The sequence below is a fragment of the Streptomyces sp. NPDC050674 genome, from assembly GCF_040654575.1.
GTDB lineage: Bacteria > Actinomycetota > Actinomycetes > Streptomycetales > Streptomycetaceae > Streptomyces.
On the sequence record NZ_JBFAIG010000006.1, the window covers coordinates 1 to 15634 of the forward strand.

Below are 15634 nucleotides of genomic sequence, written 5' to 3' on the forward strand. Positions count from 1 at the left end.
GCCGTGTCCTCCTGGCGGGGCCGCGCCGGGGGCGTCGCCGCCGCCCGGGCCGGCCACGCTCCCCGGCCGGGGAGGACCACCCGCCGCCCAGCGACGACGACCGCCCGCAGCAGCCAAGGAGACGTGACGCGTGACCCCCCTCTTCCCGGCCCTGACCGACGACCCGGCCGACCGCCCCGCCCTCCGGTTCGGTGAGCGCTCCCTGACCTACGCTCAGCTCGCCGCCGCGGCCGGGGCCCTGACGGGCCGGTTCGGCGAGGCCGGCCGGGTCGCCGTCTGGGCGACGCCCACGCTGGAGACGGCCGTGGCGGTCGTCGCCGCGCTGCTGGCCGGTGTGCCGGCCGTGCCGCTCAACCCGAAGTCCGGGGAGAAGGAGCTCGGGCACATCCTGTCCGACAGCGCGCCCGGGCTGGTGCTCACGGCCCCCGACGACCAACTGCCCGCGGCACTGCGGGACCTCACCCGCGTGGACGTCGACGTGCACGCCACCGGCCCGGCCCCCCGGGAGCGCGCCGCGGACGAGGATCCGGCCCTGATCGTCTACACCTCGGGCACCACCGGCCCGCCCAAGGGCGCCGTCATCCCGCGCCGGGCACTCGCGGCCACCCTCGACGCCCTGGCCGACGCCTGGCGGTGGACCGGCGAGGACGTCCTCGTCCACGGACTGCCCCTGTTCCATGTGCACGGGCTGGTCCTCGGCACCCTCGGCCCGCTGCGGCGCGGCGGGTCCGTCCGGCACCTGGGCCGCTTCAGCACCCAGGGCGTGGCCCGCGAGCTGAACGGCGGGGCGACCATGCTGTTCGGCGTGCCGACGATGTACCACCGCATCGCGGAAGCCGTGACGAGCGACCCGGAGCTGGTGAAGGCGCTGACCGGGGCGCGGCTGCTGGTGTCCGGTTCGGCCGCGCTGCCGGTGCACGACCACGGCCGGATCGCGACCGCGACCGGACGCCGGGTGATCGAGCGGTACGGCATGACGGAGACGCTGATGAACACCAGCGTCCGAGCCGACGGCGAGGCCCGCCCGGGCACGGTGGGCGTGCCGCTGCCGGGCGTGGAGCTGCGGCTGGTCGAGGAGGACGGTTCCGAGATCGCCGCGTACGACGGGGAGACGGTGGGCGAGATCCAGGTGCGCGGGCCGAACCTGTTCACCGGGTACCTCAACCGGCCGGACGCCACCGCCGCCGCCTTCACCGCCGACGGTTTCTTCCGCACCGGTGACATGGCGGTGCGCGACCCCGACGGCTACGTCCGGATCGTCGGCCGCAAGGCCACCGACCTGATCAAGAGCGGCGGTTACAAGATCGGGGCCGGTGAGATCGAGAACGCGCTGCTGGAACATCCCGGGGTGCGGGAGGCGGCCGTCACCGGGGAGCCGGACGCCGATCTGGGCGAGCGGATCGTGGCGTGGATCGTGTCGGCCGATCCCCAGTCACCGCCCCCGCTGGAGGAGCTGGCGGACCATGTGGCGCGGCGGCTGGCGCCGCACAAGCGGCCCCGGGTCGTGCACCACCTCGACGCGCTGCCCCGCAACGACATGGGCAAGATCATGAAGCGGGCGCTGGCCCATGGCTGAGCGCCTGACCGCCCGCGAGATCGTCACCGCCCTCGCCGACGACGCCACCTTCGCCGAACTCCCGTCCCCCGTAAGGCGATCGCTCCCGGACGGCCCGCTCGGGTGGCCGGGCTACGACGACTCCCGGGCCCGGGCCGCCGAACGCACCGGCGAGCAGGAGTCCGTGGTGTGCGGCACCGCCCGCGTCGGCGGCACCCGGGCCGTGCTGATCGCGTTCGAGTTCGGTTTCCTCGGCGGTTCGCTCGGGCAGCGCACCGGCGACCGGCTGGAGGCGGCGTACGCGTATGCCCGTGACCGCCGCTTCCCGGTGGTGCCGCTGGTGGCGACGGGCGGCAGCCGGATGCAGGAGGGCATGCTCGCGCTGACCCAACTCCAGCGGGTGGCACGCCAGTCGGCGCTCACGCGGGAGGCCGGTCTCGCCCAGATCGCCGTCCTGCGCGACCCGACCACCGGGGGCGGCTGGGCCACTCTGGGCGCGGGCGCCGACGTGGTGCTCGCGCTGCCCGGTGCCCAGGTCGGTTTCGCCGGCTCCCGGGTGCGCCCGGCGGACGCGGACCCGGCGGCGTACACGGCGGAGGCGCAGGTCGCGGCGGGGTCGGCGGACGCGGTCGTGGGGCCCAGGGAGCTGCGCGAGACGCTCGGGCGGTGGCTGCGGCTGCTGACCTGCCCGTCGACCACGCCCGCCCCGCCGCCCGGGCCGCTCGGCGAGGCCGCGGTGCTGCCCGCCACGGGCTGGGACGCCGTCCGGCGGGCCCGTTCCCCGCAGCGGCCGCGCGCCGCGGCCTACTTGGACGCCTACTTCACCGACCGGGTCGCGATCAGCGGCGACCGCTGCGGCGGCACCGACCCGGAGGGCATGTTGTGCGGCTTCGGCACGCACGAGGGCCGTACGGTCGCCTACGCCGCGCAGACCGGGACCGCGACCCGCCCGGCCGGTTACCGCACCGCCGCCCGGCTGATCCGTCTCGCGGACCGGCTCGGCATCCCGGTGCTGACCCTCGTGGACACCCCGGGCGCCGCCAACGACGCGGAGGCGGAGCGGCAGGGCGCGGGCGCGGCGATCGCCGACCTGTTCGGCGCGGTGGCGAGCGCCCGCACCCCGGTGACCACGCTGGTCATCGGCGAGGGCGGCTCCGGTGGCGCACTGGCCCTGGCCGCGCCCGGCAACACCTGGGCCACACCCGACAGTTACTTCTCGGTGATCGCGCCGGAGCTCGCGGCGGCCATCCTCAAGCGTCCGCCGCGCGAGGTGGAGGCGACGGCGGACGGACTCCGCATCCGCCCGCAGGACTTGGTGGAACTGGGGGTGATCCGGGGGACGGTCGGCGGGTGAGCCGGGCGCATGCCCCTGCGCCGAACTCGCACCTTCCGTCACAATGGAGCCGCCCAGCGCAATCGGACGACGGGGGTGTCGTGGACGGGTTGGTCGAGTTCAGAACCGGTGACGGGGCGGTGGTGGCGGTCGAGGCCGTGGAGGAGCGGTCCGGTTCCCGTCTGGTCTCCCGCGGCGAGGGCGCGGTCCGGGCGGCCCACACCTTCGAGGGCGCCCTGGACGGGGTGCGGGCAGCGGCCGAGTCGGCGCTGCGCGTCTTCCGGGACGGCTCGCTGCGGCCCGACGGCGTGGAGATCGAGTTCGGTGTGAAACTGGCCGCCGAGACGGGCGCGTTCATCGCCAAGGGCACCGCAGAGGGCCACCTGGTGGTCAAGCTGACCTGGTCCCCGGACGCCCCTGGGGCGAGCTCCGCCTCATGAACAGCGCCGAGTGGCACGCCCGTATCGAGTTACGGGGCCGGGTGACCGGAGCGGGTTTCCTGGTCGCCCCGGACACCGTGCTGACGTGTGCTCATGTCGTGGGCGACGGCGCGGACCTGACCGTGTCCTTCACGGAGCGGCCCGGCACCCCGCCGGTCCCCGCCCGGGTCGTCGCCCACGGCGGCTGGAGCGGCGGAGTCACCGACCCCGGCGACCTGGCCGTGCTGGAGCTGGACCGGGAGATGCCGTTCGCCCCGGCCGCCCTGGCCCCGGCCGACGCGGCGCACGGCACACCGGCCCGCAAACTCGTCGTGTACGGCTTCCCGGACGGCTTCGACGAGGGCACCCTCGCCGAATACCGCGTCACCGCACCCCAGTTGATCCGACGGGAGTGGCTCCAGCTGGAGTCCTGGCACCAGGGCGGCCAGCCCCTGGCTCCCGGTTTCAGCGGGGCGGCCGTCACCCTGGCCGACACCGGCGAGGTCGTCGGCATGGTCACGGCGGACTCCGGCAGCCGGGAGGTGCGCACCGGCCGGATGATGCCCACCCAGGTGATGGCCCGCTACTGGCCGGGCCTGGAGGGCCTCGTCCCCACCTCCGAGCACACCGGCGCCGACCGGGCCCGGCTGCGCGCCCTGGTCGAGAAGGCGGCCCGCGCCGGTGTCGACTGCGACCCGGTGCGGCTGTACACGGCGGCGGCCGACCCGTTCGATCCCCCGCCGCCCGAGGAGGGGTTCGGCTCGCTGTGGTCGGCGGCCCTGTTCGTGCTGTGCGAACTCGACGGACCGGGCGCCGCGCGGACCGTCGCCCGGTTCGCCGACCGGCTCCAGGCCCTGCTGCACGCACCGGCCGAGGAGCCGTCGGTGCCCGACTGGTCGCCGATCCTCGTCGAGCTCGGACACAGCGGAGCGGGCGACGGGCTGGTCCGGGTGGAGGTGTCCGCCTACAGCGAGGGGCGGCGGCACCCGGTGGACTCCGGCACGGTCGAGCGGCACCGGCTGCACGCCTACGTGCGGGACGGCATCGAGGCGGCGTTCCGCCATCTGACCCCCGGCACGGACGAGCTGGTGGCGTTCGCGCTGCCGAGGGACTGGCTGGACTGGCCGGTCGACCGCTGGGAGAGCGCCCCGGACGACGACACCCCGCTCGGCTGCGTCTATCCGCTGGTCGTCACCGACCACACCCGCCGCAAGGCCAGCACCCGGCATGTGCTGACCCGGGCGTGGAAGCGCCTGGACTCCTGGCCGGGCGCGCGGATGCACCGGGTGGAGTGCGGCGGATCGGAGGAGCCCGGGCGGCTGCGGTTGCGGCTGCGGCAGCGCGACGCCTGCCTGGCCGGGTTCGGCACCGCCCCGGCCGCCTCGCGCACCCGGCCCCACTTCGACGTCTCGCTCGCCGCCCCGGCCCCGGTGATCATGTGGTCGCGCGGCGGCTGCGGCTCCGGGCAGGAGGAGTGCGCCGGGACGGACGGCTGCACCGGCAAGGCGTTCCTCGACGCGCTCGACGCCTGTGTCCTGGCCGTGCCGCCGGCCGAACTCCCGCGCCAGGTCCTGGCGTTGCGCGAGGAGGCGCACGCGGAGGAGGACCACTGGGCCCGTGGCATCCAGCTGCTCTGGGACGACCCGCGGCTCTTCACCGACCCGCACGCCCTCGCCGCCACGCACCCGAGGTCGCCGGTGGCCTGACCCGCGCGCACGCGACACACCCGAGAGACACCCGCACGAAAACGGAGAGCGGAGACCCCTTTCCATGCCGCACTGGTCCGTCTACACCGGCCGCGACGAGCCGCACGACGGCATCGACCACCTGCCCGCCCCGCCGCCCTGGCGTGCCTTCGACGGCGGGCCCGCCCTGCCGCCGCCGCACGACGGCGACGACGCGACGGCCGTCTCCCCCGACCGCGTGCACCGGGCGAAGTCGTACGTCGCCACCGAGGAGAGTGTCCGGCTCGTCAACGCCGCGCTGTGCCTGCGCCGCCCGCTGCTCGTCACCGGCCCGCCCGGTACCGGCAAGTCCTCCCTGGCCTACGCGGTGGCGCGCGAACTGCGGCTCGGCCCGGTGCTGCGCTGGAACATCACCAGCCGCAGCTCGCTCGCCGACGGCCTCTACCAGTACGACCCGCTGTCCCGGCTGTACGCGGCCAGGGAGGGGCGGGACAGGTCCGGCGAGGTCGAGGACCACCTGCGTCTCGGCCCCCTCGGCACGGCACTGCTCCCCTACGAGCGGCCCCGGGCGCTGCTCGTCGACGAGATCGACAAGAGCGACCTCGACCTGCCGAACGACCTGCTGAACGTCCTGGAGGAGGGCCAGTACGAGATCCCGGAACTGGTCCGCGCCGCCCGGCACTCCGACGACGGCGCGGCCGAGGTCCTCGCCGACGGCACGGACACCCCGGTCACCGTCCGGCGCGGCCGGGTCCGCTGCCGGGCCTTTCCGTTCGTCGTGCTGACCAGCAACGGCGAGCGCGAGTTCCCGCCCGCCTTCCTGCGCCGCTGTGTCCGGCTGAAGCTGCGCCGCCCCGACCGGGACCAGCTCACCCACATCGTCCGGGCCCACCTCGACACGCCCGACGGTGAGGCGGACCGCCTGATCACCCGCTTCCTGGAGCGGGCCTCCGGCGGCGAACTGGCCACCGACCAGTTGCTGAACGCCCTCTACCTCACCGGAGTCGCGGGCCTGGACGCCGAGTCCCGCGACGACCTCGCCGAGCAGTTGATGCCCTACCTCAGCGCGACGGCCGACGGCGATGGCTTCTGAGGCCGGTTCCGGGCCGCCCCCGGTCGCCCGGCTGGCGGCGGCGCTCGCGGCGGCGGGCGCCGCGCCGACGCCCCGGGAGATCGCCGAACTGCTCTGGCTGGCAGCTCGGCTGGAGCAGCCCCCGGGGGAGCACGGGGCCGCCCCGCCCCCGGCGTCCGCAGCCCCGGCTGCCGGAGGAGACGCGCCCGCCCCGCAGGAGCGGGCCCCCGCCGCCCCCGCCCCACCGCGGACCGCCGAGCCCCCGGCCCGGGCCGCCACGGCCGCCTCCGGCCGTGTCCCTCTCCGCCTCCCCGCCCCGCGCTCCCCCGACCACCCGCGGCACTCCGGCGGCGGCTCGCCCCTGCTCGCCCCCGCGCCCCCGATGCTCCCCCACCCCCTCGCGCTCCAGCGGGCCCTGCGTCCGCTCCAGCGCAAGGTGCCCTCCGCGCGGCTGCGCCTGCTCGACGAACGGGCCACGGCCGACCGGATCGCGCGGCTGGGCGCCCACCCGGACGTGTGGTTCCCCGTGCTGCGCCCGGCGCCCGACCGCTGGCTGCGCCTGAACCTCGTGCACGACACCGGCCCCACCATGCCGGTCTGGCGGCCCCTGGTGAGCGAACTGCACACGGCGCTCGCCCAGTCGGGCATCTTCCGCGCGGTCACCCTGCACCCGGCCACGCCCGACGGGCGGGCCCGCCAAGTCCCCGTCCTCGACGACGGCCGCACGGCCACCCTCGTCGTCAGCGACTGCATGGGCCCGCAGTGGCGTCCCGGCGAGGCGGGCGAGCGCTGGTACCGTACCCTGCGGCACTGGGCCCGTCGCATGCCGCTCGCCGTGGTCCAGCCCCTCCCCGAACACCTGTGGGCCACCACGGCGCTGCCCGCCGAGCCCGGTCTGCTGACGTCCCCGTCCACGGCGGCCCCCTCCGCCACCCTGGCGTTCACCCCGTACGACGCCGCACCGCCACCCGGCCCGGCGGCCCTCCCGCTGCCGGTCCTGGAGCCGGGCGCCCCCTGGCTGGCCCACTGGGCGGCCCTGCTCGCCGATCCGGGCGGTGCCCGCACACCGGGTGCGGTGGCCTGGCTGCCGCCCGCTCCCGCGCCCCCCGCCGAGCCCGTCCCCGACCTCGCCGCCTCCTCCCCCGAGGACCTGGTCCTGCGCTTTCGCGCGACCGCGTCCCCGGAGGCCTTCCGGCTCGCCGGGCACCTGGCGCTGGCGGTCCCCTCGGTTCCGGTGATGCGCCTCGTCCAGCGCACCCTGGAGCGCGACCCACGCCCCCAGCACCTGGCCGAGGTGATCCTCAGCGGCATGCTCACCTCCGTCCCCGGCCCACCCGGCTCCTACGCCTTCCGGCCCGGAGTACGGGAGCTGCTGCTGCGCTCCCTGCCCCGCACGGCCCGCGGCCGGACGCGGGAGTTCCTCGACCGGGTCGGGGGGCTGATCGACGAGCGCGCGGGCCTGGCCGCCGGGGAGTTCCGGGCCGAGACGGGCGACGGCGAGGGCGAGGCGGGCCCGGCGTTCGCGACCGTCAGCGAGGAGACCGTGCGGCGGCTGGGCGGGGCGGATCCACGGCCCGGGGCCGCGGCCCCCGTGATCCTCTTCGAGGCCGACGACCTGACCGGCCACCCCGAGGCCCGCATCACCCTCGAGTACGCGGTGCACGAGATGCTCTCCCGCGGCGCACTCGCCCCCCACCGGTTCGACGTCCGCGTCCGCGGCAACGGCTACGACGTCCACACCCGGCCCGGCACCTACCTCCTCCCCGTCCTGGTCGCGGTCCTGCGCGGTCTGCCCGACGTGCTCACCGGGCTGGTGGACCCGCCGCCGCTGACCGTCACCTTCTGGGACCTGCCCACCCCGCCTCCCGAGCCGCCCCGCGGGCCCGCGGCGATCCAGGTGATCGTCTCCCCGGCCGTCTACGAGCAGTTCGCCGCCAGCTCGGCCGCCCAGGGCCCCCAGCGTTTCCAGCCGCTCTACCGGGACGGCGCCACGGACACCCCGCCCGTCGCCTGGCACTGCCCGCTGTCCCCCGAGACGACCCCGCAGCCCGAGGCCCGCGACCTGGTGCAGGGCCCCTTCATCACCCGTGACCTGCGCCGGCTCGGCATACCGGTCCCGGGCCGCACGGCCGTCGTGCACACCCGGCCCGACGGCCCGCTCACCCTCCTCGACCCGGCCCGGCCGCACGACGGCCGGCCGCCGCGGCTCGTGACGTACTACGAGGTGGACCTCACCACCCACCAGGCCCACCACCAGGTCTCCCTGCCCGGTTCCGGCAAGAGCGCCTTCACCGCCGCGGTCGAACTGTCCTGGCACGTGGAGGACCCGGTCGCCTTCGTGCGCGCCGAGATCGGCCGGGTGTCCGAGGCCCTGCTCGACCACCTGCTGGAGGAGGCGGCCCGGATCACCCGCCGGCATCCGCCGCGCCGGGCGGGCGCGGCACAGCGCGCGGTCAACGCCGGGCTGCGCCGCTGGCCGGTGCCCGGGCTGTCGGTGACGGCGTCGGTGCTGCTGGGCCCGGAGGGCGCCGACCTGCCCGGACCGCCGGGCAGCGCGCCCGTGCGGCGCCCGCTGCCGCAGCTCCTGCGCGAGACCGAGACGGTCCTGCTCGGATTCGACGGCCCGCTGGCCCGCCTGTTCCCGGGCGGCGCGGCGCGCGAGGCCGTGACGGACCTGCTCGCCCTGGTCGACGAGCACCGAGACCCGCGGCACGCCCTGCCCGGCACGGTGCGGGAGACGTTCACCCATCCGCTGGACGTGCTCCGGGCCTTCGCCCGGGACCCGCTCGGGCCCCTGCTGCGGGAACGTCTGGACGCACTCGAACTCCAGGCGGTGCCGCACGCCCCGGCGACCCACAACTCCGCGGCGCTGGTGCGCGCCCTGCACGCCTCCGGCCGCCGCGTCTGTGTCGTCACGGACGCCTGCGCCGAGGCCGTGCCCCGCTATCTGCGGCCCTACGGGGCGCTGCCCCTGGCCGGCGTCCACGGGCGGGCCGGGGACCTGGCGCTGCTCACCCCGCACCCGGACTGCATGGTGCGCGCCCTGGACTCCTGCGAGGGGACCGCCGCCACGGGCCTGGTGATCGGCTCCACGGTCGCCGAGCTCGCCGCCGCCCAGCGGGCCGGGCTGCGCTTCGTCGGCCTCGCCCGGAACACCACGAACGACCGGCGGCTGCGCGAGGCCGGCTGCGAGTCCACGGTGACCTCCCTGGCGCCCCTGCTGGAGGCCGCGCGGTCCCTGTGACCGGGCGCCGAACCCCCCGTTCGGCGGCGCCCCGCCCGGCCCCCCACGAAAGGCGGCCGGGTCCCCTGCCGCGCACGATGCGAAAGAGGCCCGCCGTCCCGGCGGCCCCACGTCTGCGAGGCCCGCCACCTGGCGGCCCCCCACGGTCTGTGCTCTCGGGAGGACCTGCCATGACCGCCAGTCTGGAGCAGTTGCGCCGCTGCCACTTCGCCGTCGACCTCGGGGCGGCCCGCACGCGCGTCTACGTCAAGGGCGCCGGTCTCGTCGTCGACCAGCCGTCCGCCGCCGCCGTGAACACCCGCACCGGCGCGCTGATCGCGGTGGGTGAACTCGCGGAGAAGATGACGGGCCGCACACCGGGCTACATCCGGGTGGTCAGGCCGGTCTCCGGCGGCACCGTCGTCGACATCGAGATGGCGCAGCGCATGCTGCGGCACCTGCTCGGCGACAAGATGCGCCGCGCGCTGCGCCGCAAGCCGATCCTGCGCGCGGCGGCCTGCACCCCGCACGACGCCGACCCGCTGGCCCAGCGCGCCGCGATCGAGACGCTCGTCGGCCTGGGAGCCCGTCGCGTGGAGCTGGTCGACACGCTCATCGCCGCGGCCGTGGGCTGCGGACTGCCCGTCGAGCAGCCCGAGGCCACGATGATCATGGTGTGCGGGGCGGCGGCCACCCAGGTGGCCGTGCTGTCGCTCGGGGCGATCGTTACCGCCGAGCGCATCCCGGTGGGCGGCGAGGCCGTCGACCAGGCGATCGTGCAGCACCTGCGGCACCAGCACGAGCTGATGCTGCCCAGCCAGTCGGTGCGGCCGTTGCAGCTGGCCCTGTCCGGCAACGGCCTCACCCCGCAGGGCCCGGCGTCCACGGAGATCCACGGCCGGGACGTCGCCACCGGCCTGGCCCGCTCCGTCCAGGTCGACACCGCCGCGGTTCGGGACGCCATCCAGACGCCGCTGACCGCGATCCTCGACGGCATCGGCAAGGTGCTGCGGGCCTGCCCGCCCGACCTGGTCGCCGACCTCGCCGACCGGGGGATCATGATGGTCGGCGGCAGCGCCCTGCTGCCGGGCCTGGACCAGATGCTGCGGGAGGCGACGGGCATGCCGGTGCACATCGCCGAGCGCCCGGACGTGTGCGCGGTGCAGGGGCTCGGGGCGATGCTGGAGGGCAGGATCGCGCCGCTGGCGCTGGACCCGCTGCACTCCTGAGCCGTCGGCCGCCGGTCAGCGGGCGAACCAGCAGCGCACGGTCGTCCCGCTGTCGCCGCGGTGCACCCGCACCAGGTCGGCGATCAGATTGACCAGCAGGATCCCGCGCCCGCCGCGCTGGTCGCGGGGCACGGGCCGGCGTCCGGCCAGGACGTCCGCGAGCCGTCCCTCGTCGCGGACCTCGCACACCACGTACCCGTCCTCGGCCCACAGGCGCAGCACACCCCTGCCACCGCCGTGCACCACGCTGTTGGTGGCGAGCTCGGCCGTGGCCAGGGCCAGGTCCTCCAGCTTCACGCCCGCGAGCCCCAGCCGCGCGCCCTCCCCGACGGCCACGTGCCGGGCCTGGGAGAGTGAGTCGGAGTCGAAATCGAACGTCAGCGCCTCCTGCACGGGCGCGAGCGGCTCGTTGTAGCGGTTGACGACGTCCTCGGGGGCGAAGGCGTCGCTGTCCTGCTCCGTGGGGGAACCGGGGTGGATGACGGTGGGGTGGGTGGCGTACGCGTCGGCGACCATGTGCTCGGGCAGCCGCACCACGTCGTACGGGCACATGATCGTCGCCGTACGGCCCTGGAAGGCGGCGTTGATGAGGGCCTCGTGCTGGGCGCAGGCCGGGTACTCGGACGCGGAGCGCCCCGCCCAGATGGGCTCGCCGATGATCCGCACCCGGCGGCCGGCGGGCTGGGCGTCGGCGAAGGCGCGCAGCACTCCGGGGATGATCCGCCCCGGGTTGCGTCCGGCCTCGCGCATGTCCAGGAGCCGGACGGAGCCGGCGGCGTCCCCCAGCGCGTCCCTGATCAGGGTGAGGTTCTTGCCGGGCACGGCGACGGCGACCGGCTCGTCCGCCTCCAGGCCGGCGCGCACGAAGGGCAGGGTGCCGTCGAGGTACTCCTGCTCGTCCCGGTAGAAGAGCGCCGGGTGGGCGAAGGGGGCCAGGGGGCCGAAGGGCTCGGTCACGGCGGTCGTCATGTCGTCGACACCTCGATTCCGGTATGGCCGGGCCACAGCAGGTCCAGCGTTCGCCGCAGGGCCGGCGGCGGCCGGCGGACGACGAACCGCCGGCCGTCCCGGAGCTGTCCGGCGGCGGCCGCGAGCGCACCGGCGCCCGCGACATCGACGAACGTCACGTCGGACAGCTCGAGGTAGTACACGTCCTCATCCTCGCGAACAGCCTGCTCCAGCACGCCTTCCCAGATCGCACGCGTCGTCAGGCCGACCTCACCCGCCGCCCTGACACCCTGCCGGCCGGCCAGCGGGAACACCGCCAGGCCCGGCACGGGCCCGGGAGGGCCGGACGCCGACATCTGCCGTCTCGTGTTCACGCCCCTCTCCCCACGTTTCTTCCGGATCACAGCGCTCGTACCCGTACGGGAGAGGCTCATTCCCCCGAACAGTGTGTACTACGCCGTCCCCAGGGCAGGCGAACCTCACACCGACGTCCACGGGGGCGAGTGACGTCGTGCAGTCCGGCCAGACGAACACGACCGACGAGGACCGACAAGGCGGTGACATGACCTCAGCGGCATCACCACATCTCACAGGAGGGCTGGACACCCTGGTCATCTCCGGCCGCGTCGACGCGGACCGCGCCGAGCTCACCCCGCGGGGCGAGCTCGTCCACGGTTGCGCGGACGTCCTGGGCAGAACCCTGGCCGACCTGCCGGCCACGGTCACCCGGGTCGATCTGGACATGGGGGGCGTGCACTTCATGGACACGGCCGGGCTGCAGTTCCTGGACGTGCTCGCCGACCACGGCAGGCGGCGGTTCCGGACGGTGACGGCGACCAACTGGAACGGCCAGCCGCGCCGGATCCTGGAGCTGGCCGGCCTGGACACGACCGATCCGCTGACCAACCTGGACGCCGCCGGGGCCGTCTCCGCCGCGACGCCGGCCACCCCGGCCGCCCCGGCCACCTCGGCGGTCGCGCTGGAACGCGCGGAGCGCCTGCACGTGCTCCAGGAGGAGGTCGAGCAGCTCCGCCAGGCCATCGCCTCCCGCCCGGTCATCGACCAGGCCCGGGGCATCCTCATGGCCACCCACGGCTGCACATCCGACGAGGCGTGGCACATCCTGCGCGAGGCGTCGCAGCTGTCGAACACGAAGCTGCGGGACGTCGCCGCGGCGGTGACCGCGAGCGCGGAGGCGGACGGCCCGCCGCCGTCGGCCGAACTGTGCACGGCGTTGCGGCGGGCGGTCGCGAGGCGCCGCCGGGACTGAGCGGTGCCGCGGGGCCCGGGGCGTCCGGTTTCGCGCGGGAGGCCCCGGGTACCCGGCGGCGGCCCGTTCCGGCCCAGCCCGCGCCGAGGAGAATCCCCATGGGCTTCAACCGCCCCGAGCGCCGAGGGCCGCAGGACCACGACCGCGGGCGGGTGCGGTTCGGCCGTTCCCTGACCGGCGGGGCGCTGTCCGGGGTCGGCGTGGCCGCGTTCGTCGACGAGACCGTCTTCCACCAGCTGCTCCACTGGCACCACTTCTACGACCGGTCAACCCCCGACGTGGGCCTGGTCTCCGACGGCCTGTTCCACGCCGGCGGCTGGCTGGCGATGGTGGCGGGTCTGTTCCTCTTCGCCGACCTGCGCCGCGAGGACGCCCTGCTGCCCCCGGCGTGGTGGTCCGGCGTCTGCCTGGGCCTCGGCGAATTCCAGCTGTACGACGGCACCGTCCAGCACAAGCTGCTGCGCCTGCACCAGATCCGCTACGAGGTCGATCCGCGGCCCTACGACTGGACCTGGAACGTCGTCGCCGCCCTGTTCCTGCTGGCCGGCCTGCTCCTGTGGCGCCGGGCGCGGCACGCGGAGCGCGGGCGGGCGCGGTGACGACCCCGGCTGCCCTGCCGGTGCTCGTCCTGTCGTGCTGTCTGCTGTACACGGCCTGCGCCGCCCGGCTGCGGCGCCGCGGGGACCGCTGGCCCGTGCGTCGCGACGCCGGGTTCTGGCTGGGCGGCGGACTGCTCGTGGCGGCGTACGCCGTGCCGTGGCAGACCTGGTCGGCCCCGTTCACCGCGCACACCGCCGCCCATGTGACGGCCGGCATGGCGGCCCCGCTGCCGGTCGTCCTGGCCCGGCCGGTCACGCTGGCCCTGCGCACCCTCCCGCCGGCCGGCCGCCGCGCCCTGGTCCGGCTGACCCGCTCCCGCCCGGTCACGGCGCTCGTCTTCCCGCCCGTCGCCGCGGCCCTGGACATCGGCGGCCTGTGGCTCCTGTACCGCACTCCCTGCCTGTCCGCTCTGCACCACCACCCCTTCCTCCTCCTGCACCTCTTCGCCGCGGGCACCCTCTACACCTTCGCCCTGCTCGCCGTGGACCCGGTACGCCACCGGCCCGGCTGGGCCGTGCGGGGCGGCACCCTCCTGGCCGCCTCGGCGGCCCACGCGATCCTCGCGAAGAGCCTGTGGGCCACCGGCCCGCCCGGCACCGCCCACACCCCCGCCGACCTGCACGCCGCCTCGCAGCTCATGTACTACGGCGGTGACGCGGTGGAGCTCGCCCTTGCCCTGCTGCTGGCCGGCCAGTGGTACCGCGCACAGGGCCGGTGGTCCCGGCCCCACCGGGGTACCCGGCAGCCGGCGACCGCACAAGGAGGCACACGATGAGCGACCACACACCGTCCCAGGCCGAGGGCGACCGCGACGACGAGCAGGACACCACCCCACGCCCCACCCCGTCCCAGGCGGAGGGCGACCGCGACGACGCGAGCACCGAGGGCGAGGACGAGGACTGACGGAACGGACGACACCCGGCAGGCCACATGGAGGCGACGCGACGGGGCACCCGTATCTCCCCATCTCACCCCTCGTACAAGGGAGTTACCGTGATCATCGCCGCCGTCGTCGCCGGGTGCGTGCTGCTGGCCGTCCTGGCCTTCCTCCTCCCCCGTCTCTCGCGCCACCCCGAACGCGGCACCCAGCGCTCGCTCGGCGCCGGTGCCCGCGCCGGCGGCAAGGCGCCCGGCGTGCTGGGCAGGCTCTTCAGCAAGCCCTTCCACACGAGTTCGCGCGCGGTGAGCCGCAGCGGCTCGGCCGGGCGCCGCACGCGCGGCCGCATGCCCTTCTGACCCGCCCGACCGGATCACCCGGCATGCTGGTCCGGAACACAGGGCAGGCAGAAGGAGACCTCTTCGATGGGTACCGCTGTGCATGTCCCGCAGACGCGGGACATGATCGGGGAGGAACTCTCCGGAGACGAGGCGTTCACCGCGCTGCGGCGCTACGGCGGACGCCGGCTGCTCATCGACGCGTTCACCCGGTTCCGGTACGCCGACGGCTTCAGCAACTCCCGCTCCCTCGCCTTCCAGGTGGTGCTCGGCATGGTGCCGTTCACCATCGCCCTGGTCGGCGTGGCCACGACCGTGCACACCGAGAGCGTGGGGCGGGTCATCGAACTCACCCTCGGCCACATCGTCCCGGGCGCGAGCGCGCAGCTGATCGAGGACGCCCTCGACGGCACCGAGCGCAGCGCCGGTTCAGGTGTCTGGGGCGCCGTCGCCATGTGGCTGGGCCTGGCCTTCGCCGTCCTCAATCTGGCCTCGGCGATGGCCCAGGTCGAGCGGGGCGCCAACCGCATCTACGGCATCGAGCGCGACCGGCCCTTCCTGGCGAAGTACGGCCGTTCCCTGCTGCTCGCCGTCGCCGCGGGCATGCCGATGGTCCTGGGGTTCCTCGTGCTGGTGGCCGGGGACGCCGTCGGCGGCGCGGTGGTCGAGACCCTCGGCTGGTCCCGCACCTGGCTCGACTGGTGGGGCGCCCTGGACGTGCCGCTGGGCGTGGCGCTCGCCTGGGTCGCCTCGGCGGTGATCTTCCGCTGGGCACCGCGCCGGGACCAACCGGGTTACACCTGGCTGGCGTTCGGCTCCGCGGTCCATCTGGTGCTGTGGGTCACGGCCACCTGGCTGCTGTCGCTCTACGTCGCCAAGAGCGGCTCGTTCGGCGCCGTCTACGGACCGCTGACCGCCTTCGTCGCCCTGCTGCTGTGGGCCAACCTGACGGGTGTGGTGCTCTTCCTCGGCATCGCCTTCGCCGCTCAGCTGGAGGCGGCCCGGGCCGGCATCACCGAGGCCGTGCGGCCGGACCCGGGGCCCGGGCCGTGACGCGCCCCGGGGCCCGGGACGGATTCCTGACG

At 75.6% G+C, this 15634-nt stretch carries 15 protein-coding genes; 13 read left to right on the forward strand and 2 right to left on the reverse strand.

Annotation, left to right across the window (positions count from 1 at the left end):
* Positions 1–130 precede the first annotated feature (130 nt).
* The 7 genes from AB0I06_RS12065 (at position 131) to AB0I06_RS12095 (ending at position 10516) form a co-directional block, all read left to right on the forward strand.
* On the forward strand, positions 131–1576 hold the full coding sequence (locus AB0I06_RS12065) for an acyl-CoA synthetase (protein WP_363118649.1): 1446 nt from the start codon (positions 131–133) through the stop codon (positions 1574–1576).
* A complete protein-coding gene (locus AB0I06_RS12070) occupies positions 1569–2909 on the forward strand; it encodes a carboxyl transferase domain-containing protein (protein WP_363118650.1) in 1341 nt (446 codons plus the stop codon). Before AB0I06_RS12065 ends, AB0I06_RS12070 begins: the two co-directional genes overlap by 8 nt.
* Before the next feature lie 80 nt (positions 2910–2989).
* Complete coding sequence (locus AB0I06_RS12075) at positions 2990–3328, forward strand: CU044_2847 family protein (RefSeq protein WP_363118651.1); 339 nt, start codon at positions 2990–2992, stop codon at positions 3326–3328.
* Complete coding sequence (locus AB0I06_RS12080; RefSeq protein WP_363118652.1) at positions 3325–5013, forward strand: trypsin-like peptidase domain-containing protein; 1689 nt, start codon at positions 3325–3327, stop codon at positions 5011–5013. Before AB0I06_RS12075 ends, AB0I06_RS12080 begins: the two co-directional genes overlap by 4 nt.
* A gap of 64 nt (positions 5014–5077) precedes the next feature.
* Entirely contained in the window at positions 5078–6085 is a 1008-nt protein-coding gene (locus tag AB0I06_RS12085) for a MoxR family ATPase (RefSeq protein WP_363118653.1), read from the forward strand.
* On the forward strand, positions 6075–9308 hold the full coding sequence (locus AB0I06_RS12090; RefSeq protein WP_363118654.1) for an SAV_2336 N-terminal domain-related protein: 3234 nt from the start codon (positions 6075–6077) through the stop codon (positions 9306–9308). The genes AB0I06_RS12085 and AB0I06_RS12090 overlap by 11 nt, the downstream gene beginning before the upstream one ends.
* A 170-nt stretch (positions 9309–9478) precedes the next feature.
* Positions 9479–10516 (forward strand): rod shape-determining protein, encoded by a 1038-nt coding sequence (locus AB0I06_RS12095; protein ID WP_363118655.1) that lies wholly within the window; start codon positions 9479–9481, stop codon positions 10514–10516.
* A 15-nt stretch (positions 10517–10531) separates the two neighbouring features.
* Here AB0I06_RS12095 and AB0I06_RS12100 read toward each other — a convergent pair whose 3' ends face one another.
* Entirely contained in the window at positions 10532–11485 is a 954-nt protein-coding gene (locus AB0I06_RS12100; RefSeq protein ID WP_363118656.1) for an anti-sigma factor RsbA family regulatory protein, read from the reverse strand.
* On the reverse strand, positions 11482–11820 hold the full coding sequence (locus AB0I06_RS12105) for an STAS domain-containing protein (RefSeq protein WP_363118657.1): 339 nt from the start codon (positions 11818–11820) through the stop codon (positions 11482–11484). Before AB0I06_RS12105 ends, AB0I06_RS12100 begins: the two co-directional genes overlap by 4 nt.
* Positions 11821–12026: 206 nt before the next feature.
* Here AB0I06_RS12105 and AB0I06_RS12110 point away from each other — a divergent pair, with 206 nt between their 5' ends.
* The 6 genes from AB0I06_RS12110 to AB0I06_RS12135 all read left to right on the forward strand — a co-directional run bounded on the left by AB0I06_RS12110 (position 12027) and on the right by AB0I06_RS12135 (position 15602).
* Entirely contained in the window at positions 12027–12734 is a 708-nt protein-coding gene (locus AB0I06_RS12110) for an ANTAR domain-containing protein (RefSeq protein WP_363118658.1), read from the forward strand.
* A 98-nt stretch (positions 12735–12832) separates the two neighbouring features.
* On the forward strand, positions 12833–13333 hold the full coding sequence (locus AB0I06_RS12115; protein ID WP_363118659.1) for a DUF2243 domain-containing protein: 501 nt from the start codon (positions 12833–12835) through the stop codon (positions 13331–13333).
* Positions 13330–14109 carry a cytochrome c oxidase assembly protein gene (locus AB0I06_RS12120; RefSeq protein ID WP_363118660.1) on the forward strand — a complete coding sequence of 260 codons (780 nt, stop codon included), beginning with the start codon at positions 13330–13332 and terminating at the stop codon, positions 14107–14109. Before AB0I06_RS12115 ends, AB0I06_RS12120 begins: the two co-directional genes overlap by 4 nt.
* Positions 14106–14237, forward strand: a complete 132-nt coding sequence (locus tag AB0I06_RS12125) for a hypothetical protein (protein WP_363118661.1) — start codon at positions 14106–14108, stop codon at positions 14235–14237. The genes AB0I06_RS12120 and AB0I06_RS12125 overlap by 4 nt, the downstream gene beginning before the upstream one ends.
* Before the next feature lie 90 nt (positions 14238–14327).
* Positions 14328–14570 carry a DUF6411 family protein gene (locus AB0I06_RS12130; protein ID WP_363118662.1) on the forward strand — a complete coding sequence of 81 codons (243 nt, stop codon included), beginning with the start codon at positions 14328–14330 and terminating at the stop codon, positions 14568–14570.
* 66 nt (positions 14571–14636) lie between these two features.
* A complete protein-coding gene (locus AB0I06_RS12135; RefSeq protein ID WP_363118663.1) occupies positions 14637–15602 on the forward strand; it encodes a YihY/virulence factor BrkB family protein in 966 nt (321 codons plus the stop codon).
* Positions 15603–15634 lie beyond the last annotated feature (32 nt).

Excerpts from the sequence above, each read along its gene's own strand:
- AB0I06_RS12105 (WP_363118657.1), bottom strand. The coding sequence starts at position 11,820 with ATGTCGGCGTCCGGCCCTCCCGGGCCCGTGCCGGGCCTGGCGGTGTTC.
- AB0I06_RS12080 (WP_363118652.1), top strand. The coding sequence starts at position 3,325 with ATGAACAGCGCCGAGTGGCACGCCCGTATCGAGTTACGGGGCCGGGTG.
- AB0I06_RS12100 (WP_363118656.1), bottom strand. The coding sequence starts at position 11,485 with ATGACGACCGCCGTGACCGAGCCCTTCGGCCCCCTGGCCCCCTTCGCC.
- AB0I06_RS12110 (WP_363118658.1), top strand. The coding sequence starts at position 12,027 with ATGACCTCAGCGGCATCACCACATCTCACAGGAGGGCTGGACACCCTG.
- AB0I06_RS12090 (WP_363118654.1), top strand. The coding sequence starts at position 6,075 with ATGGCTTCTGAGGCCGGTTCCGGGCCGCCCCCGGTCGCCCGGCTGGCG.
- AB0I06_RS12125 (WP_363118661.1), top strand. The coding sequence starts at position 14,106 with ATGAGCGACCACACACCGTCCCAGGCCGAGGGCGACCGCGACGACGAG.
- AB0I06_RS12135 (WP_363118663.1), top strand. The coding sequence starts at position 14,637 with ATGGGTACCGCTGTGCATGTCCCGCAGACGCGGGACATGATCGGGGAG.
- AB0I06_RS12115 (WP_363118659.1), top strand. The coding sequence starts at position 12,833 with ATGGGCTTCAACCGCCCCGAGCGCCGAGGGCCGCAGGACCACGACCGC.
- AB0I06_RS12085 (WP_363118653.1), top strand. The coding sequence starts at position 5,078 with ATGCCGCACTGGTCCGTCTACACCGGCCGCGACGAGCCGCACGACGGC.
- AB0I06_RS12070 (WP_363118650.1), top strand. The coding sequence starts at position 1,569 with ATGGCTGAGCGCCTGACCGCCCGCGAGATCGTCACCGCCCTCGCCGAC.
- AB0I06_RS12095 (WP_363118655.1), top strand. The coding sequence starts at position 9,479 with ATGACCGCCAGTCTGGAGCAGTTGCGCCGCTGCCACTTCGCCGTCGAC.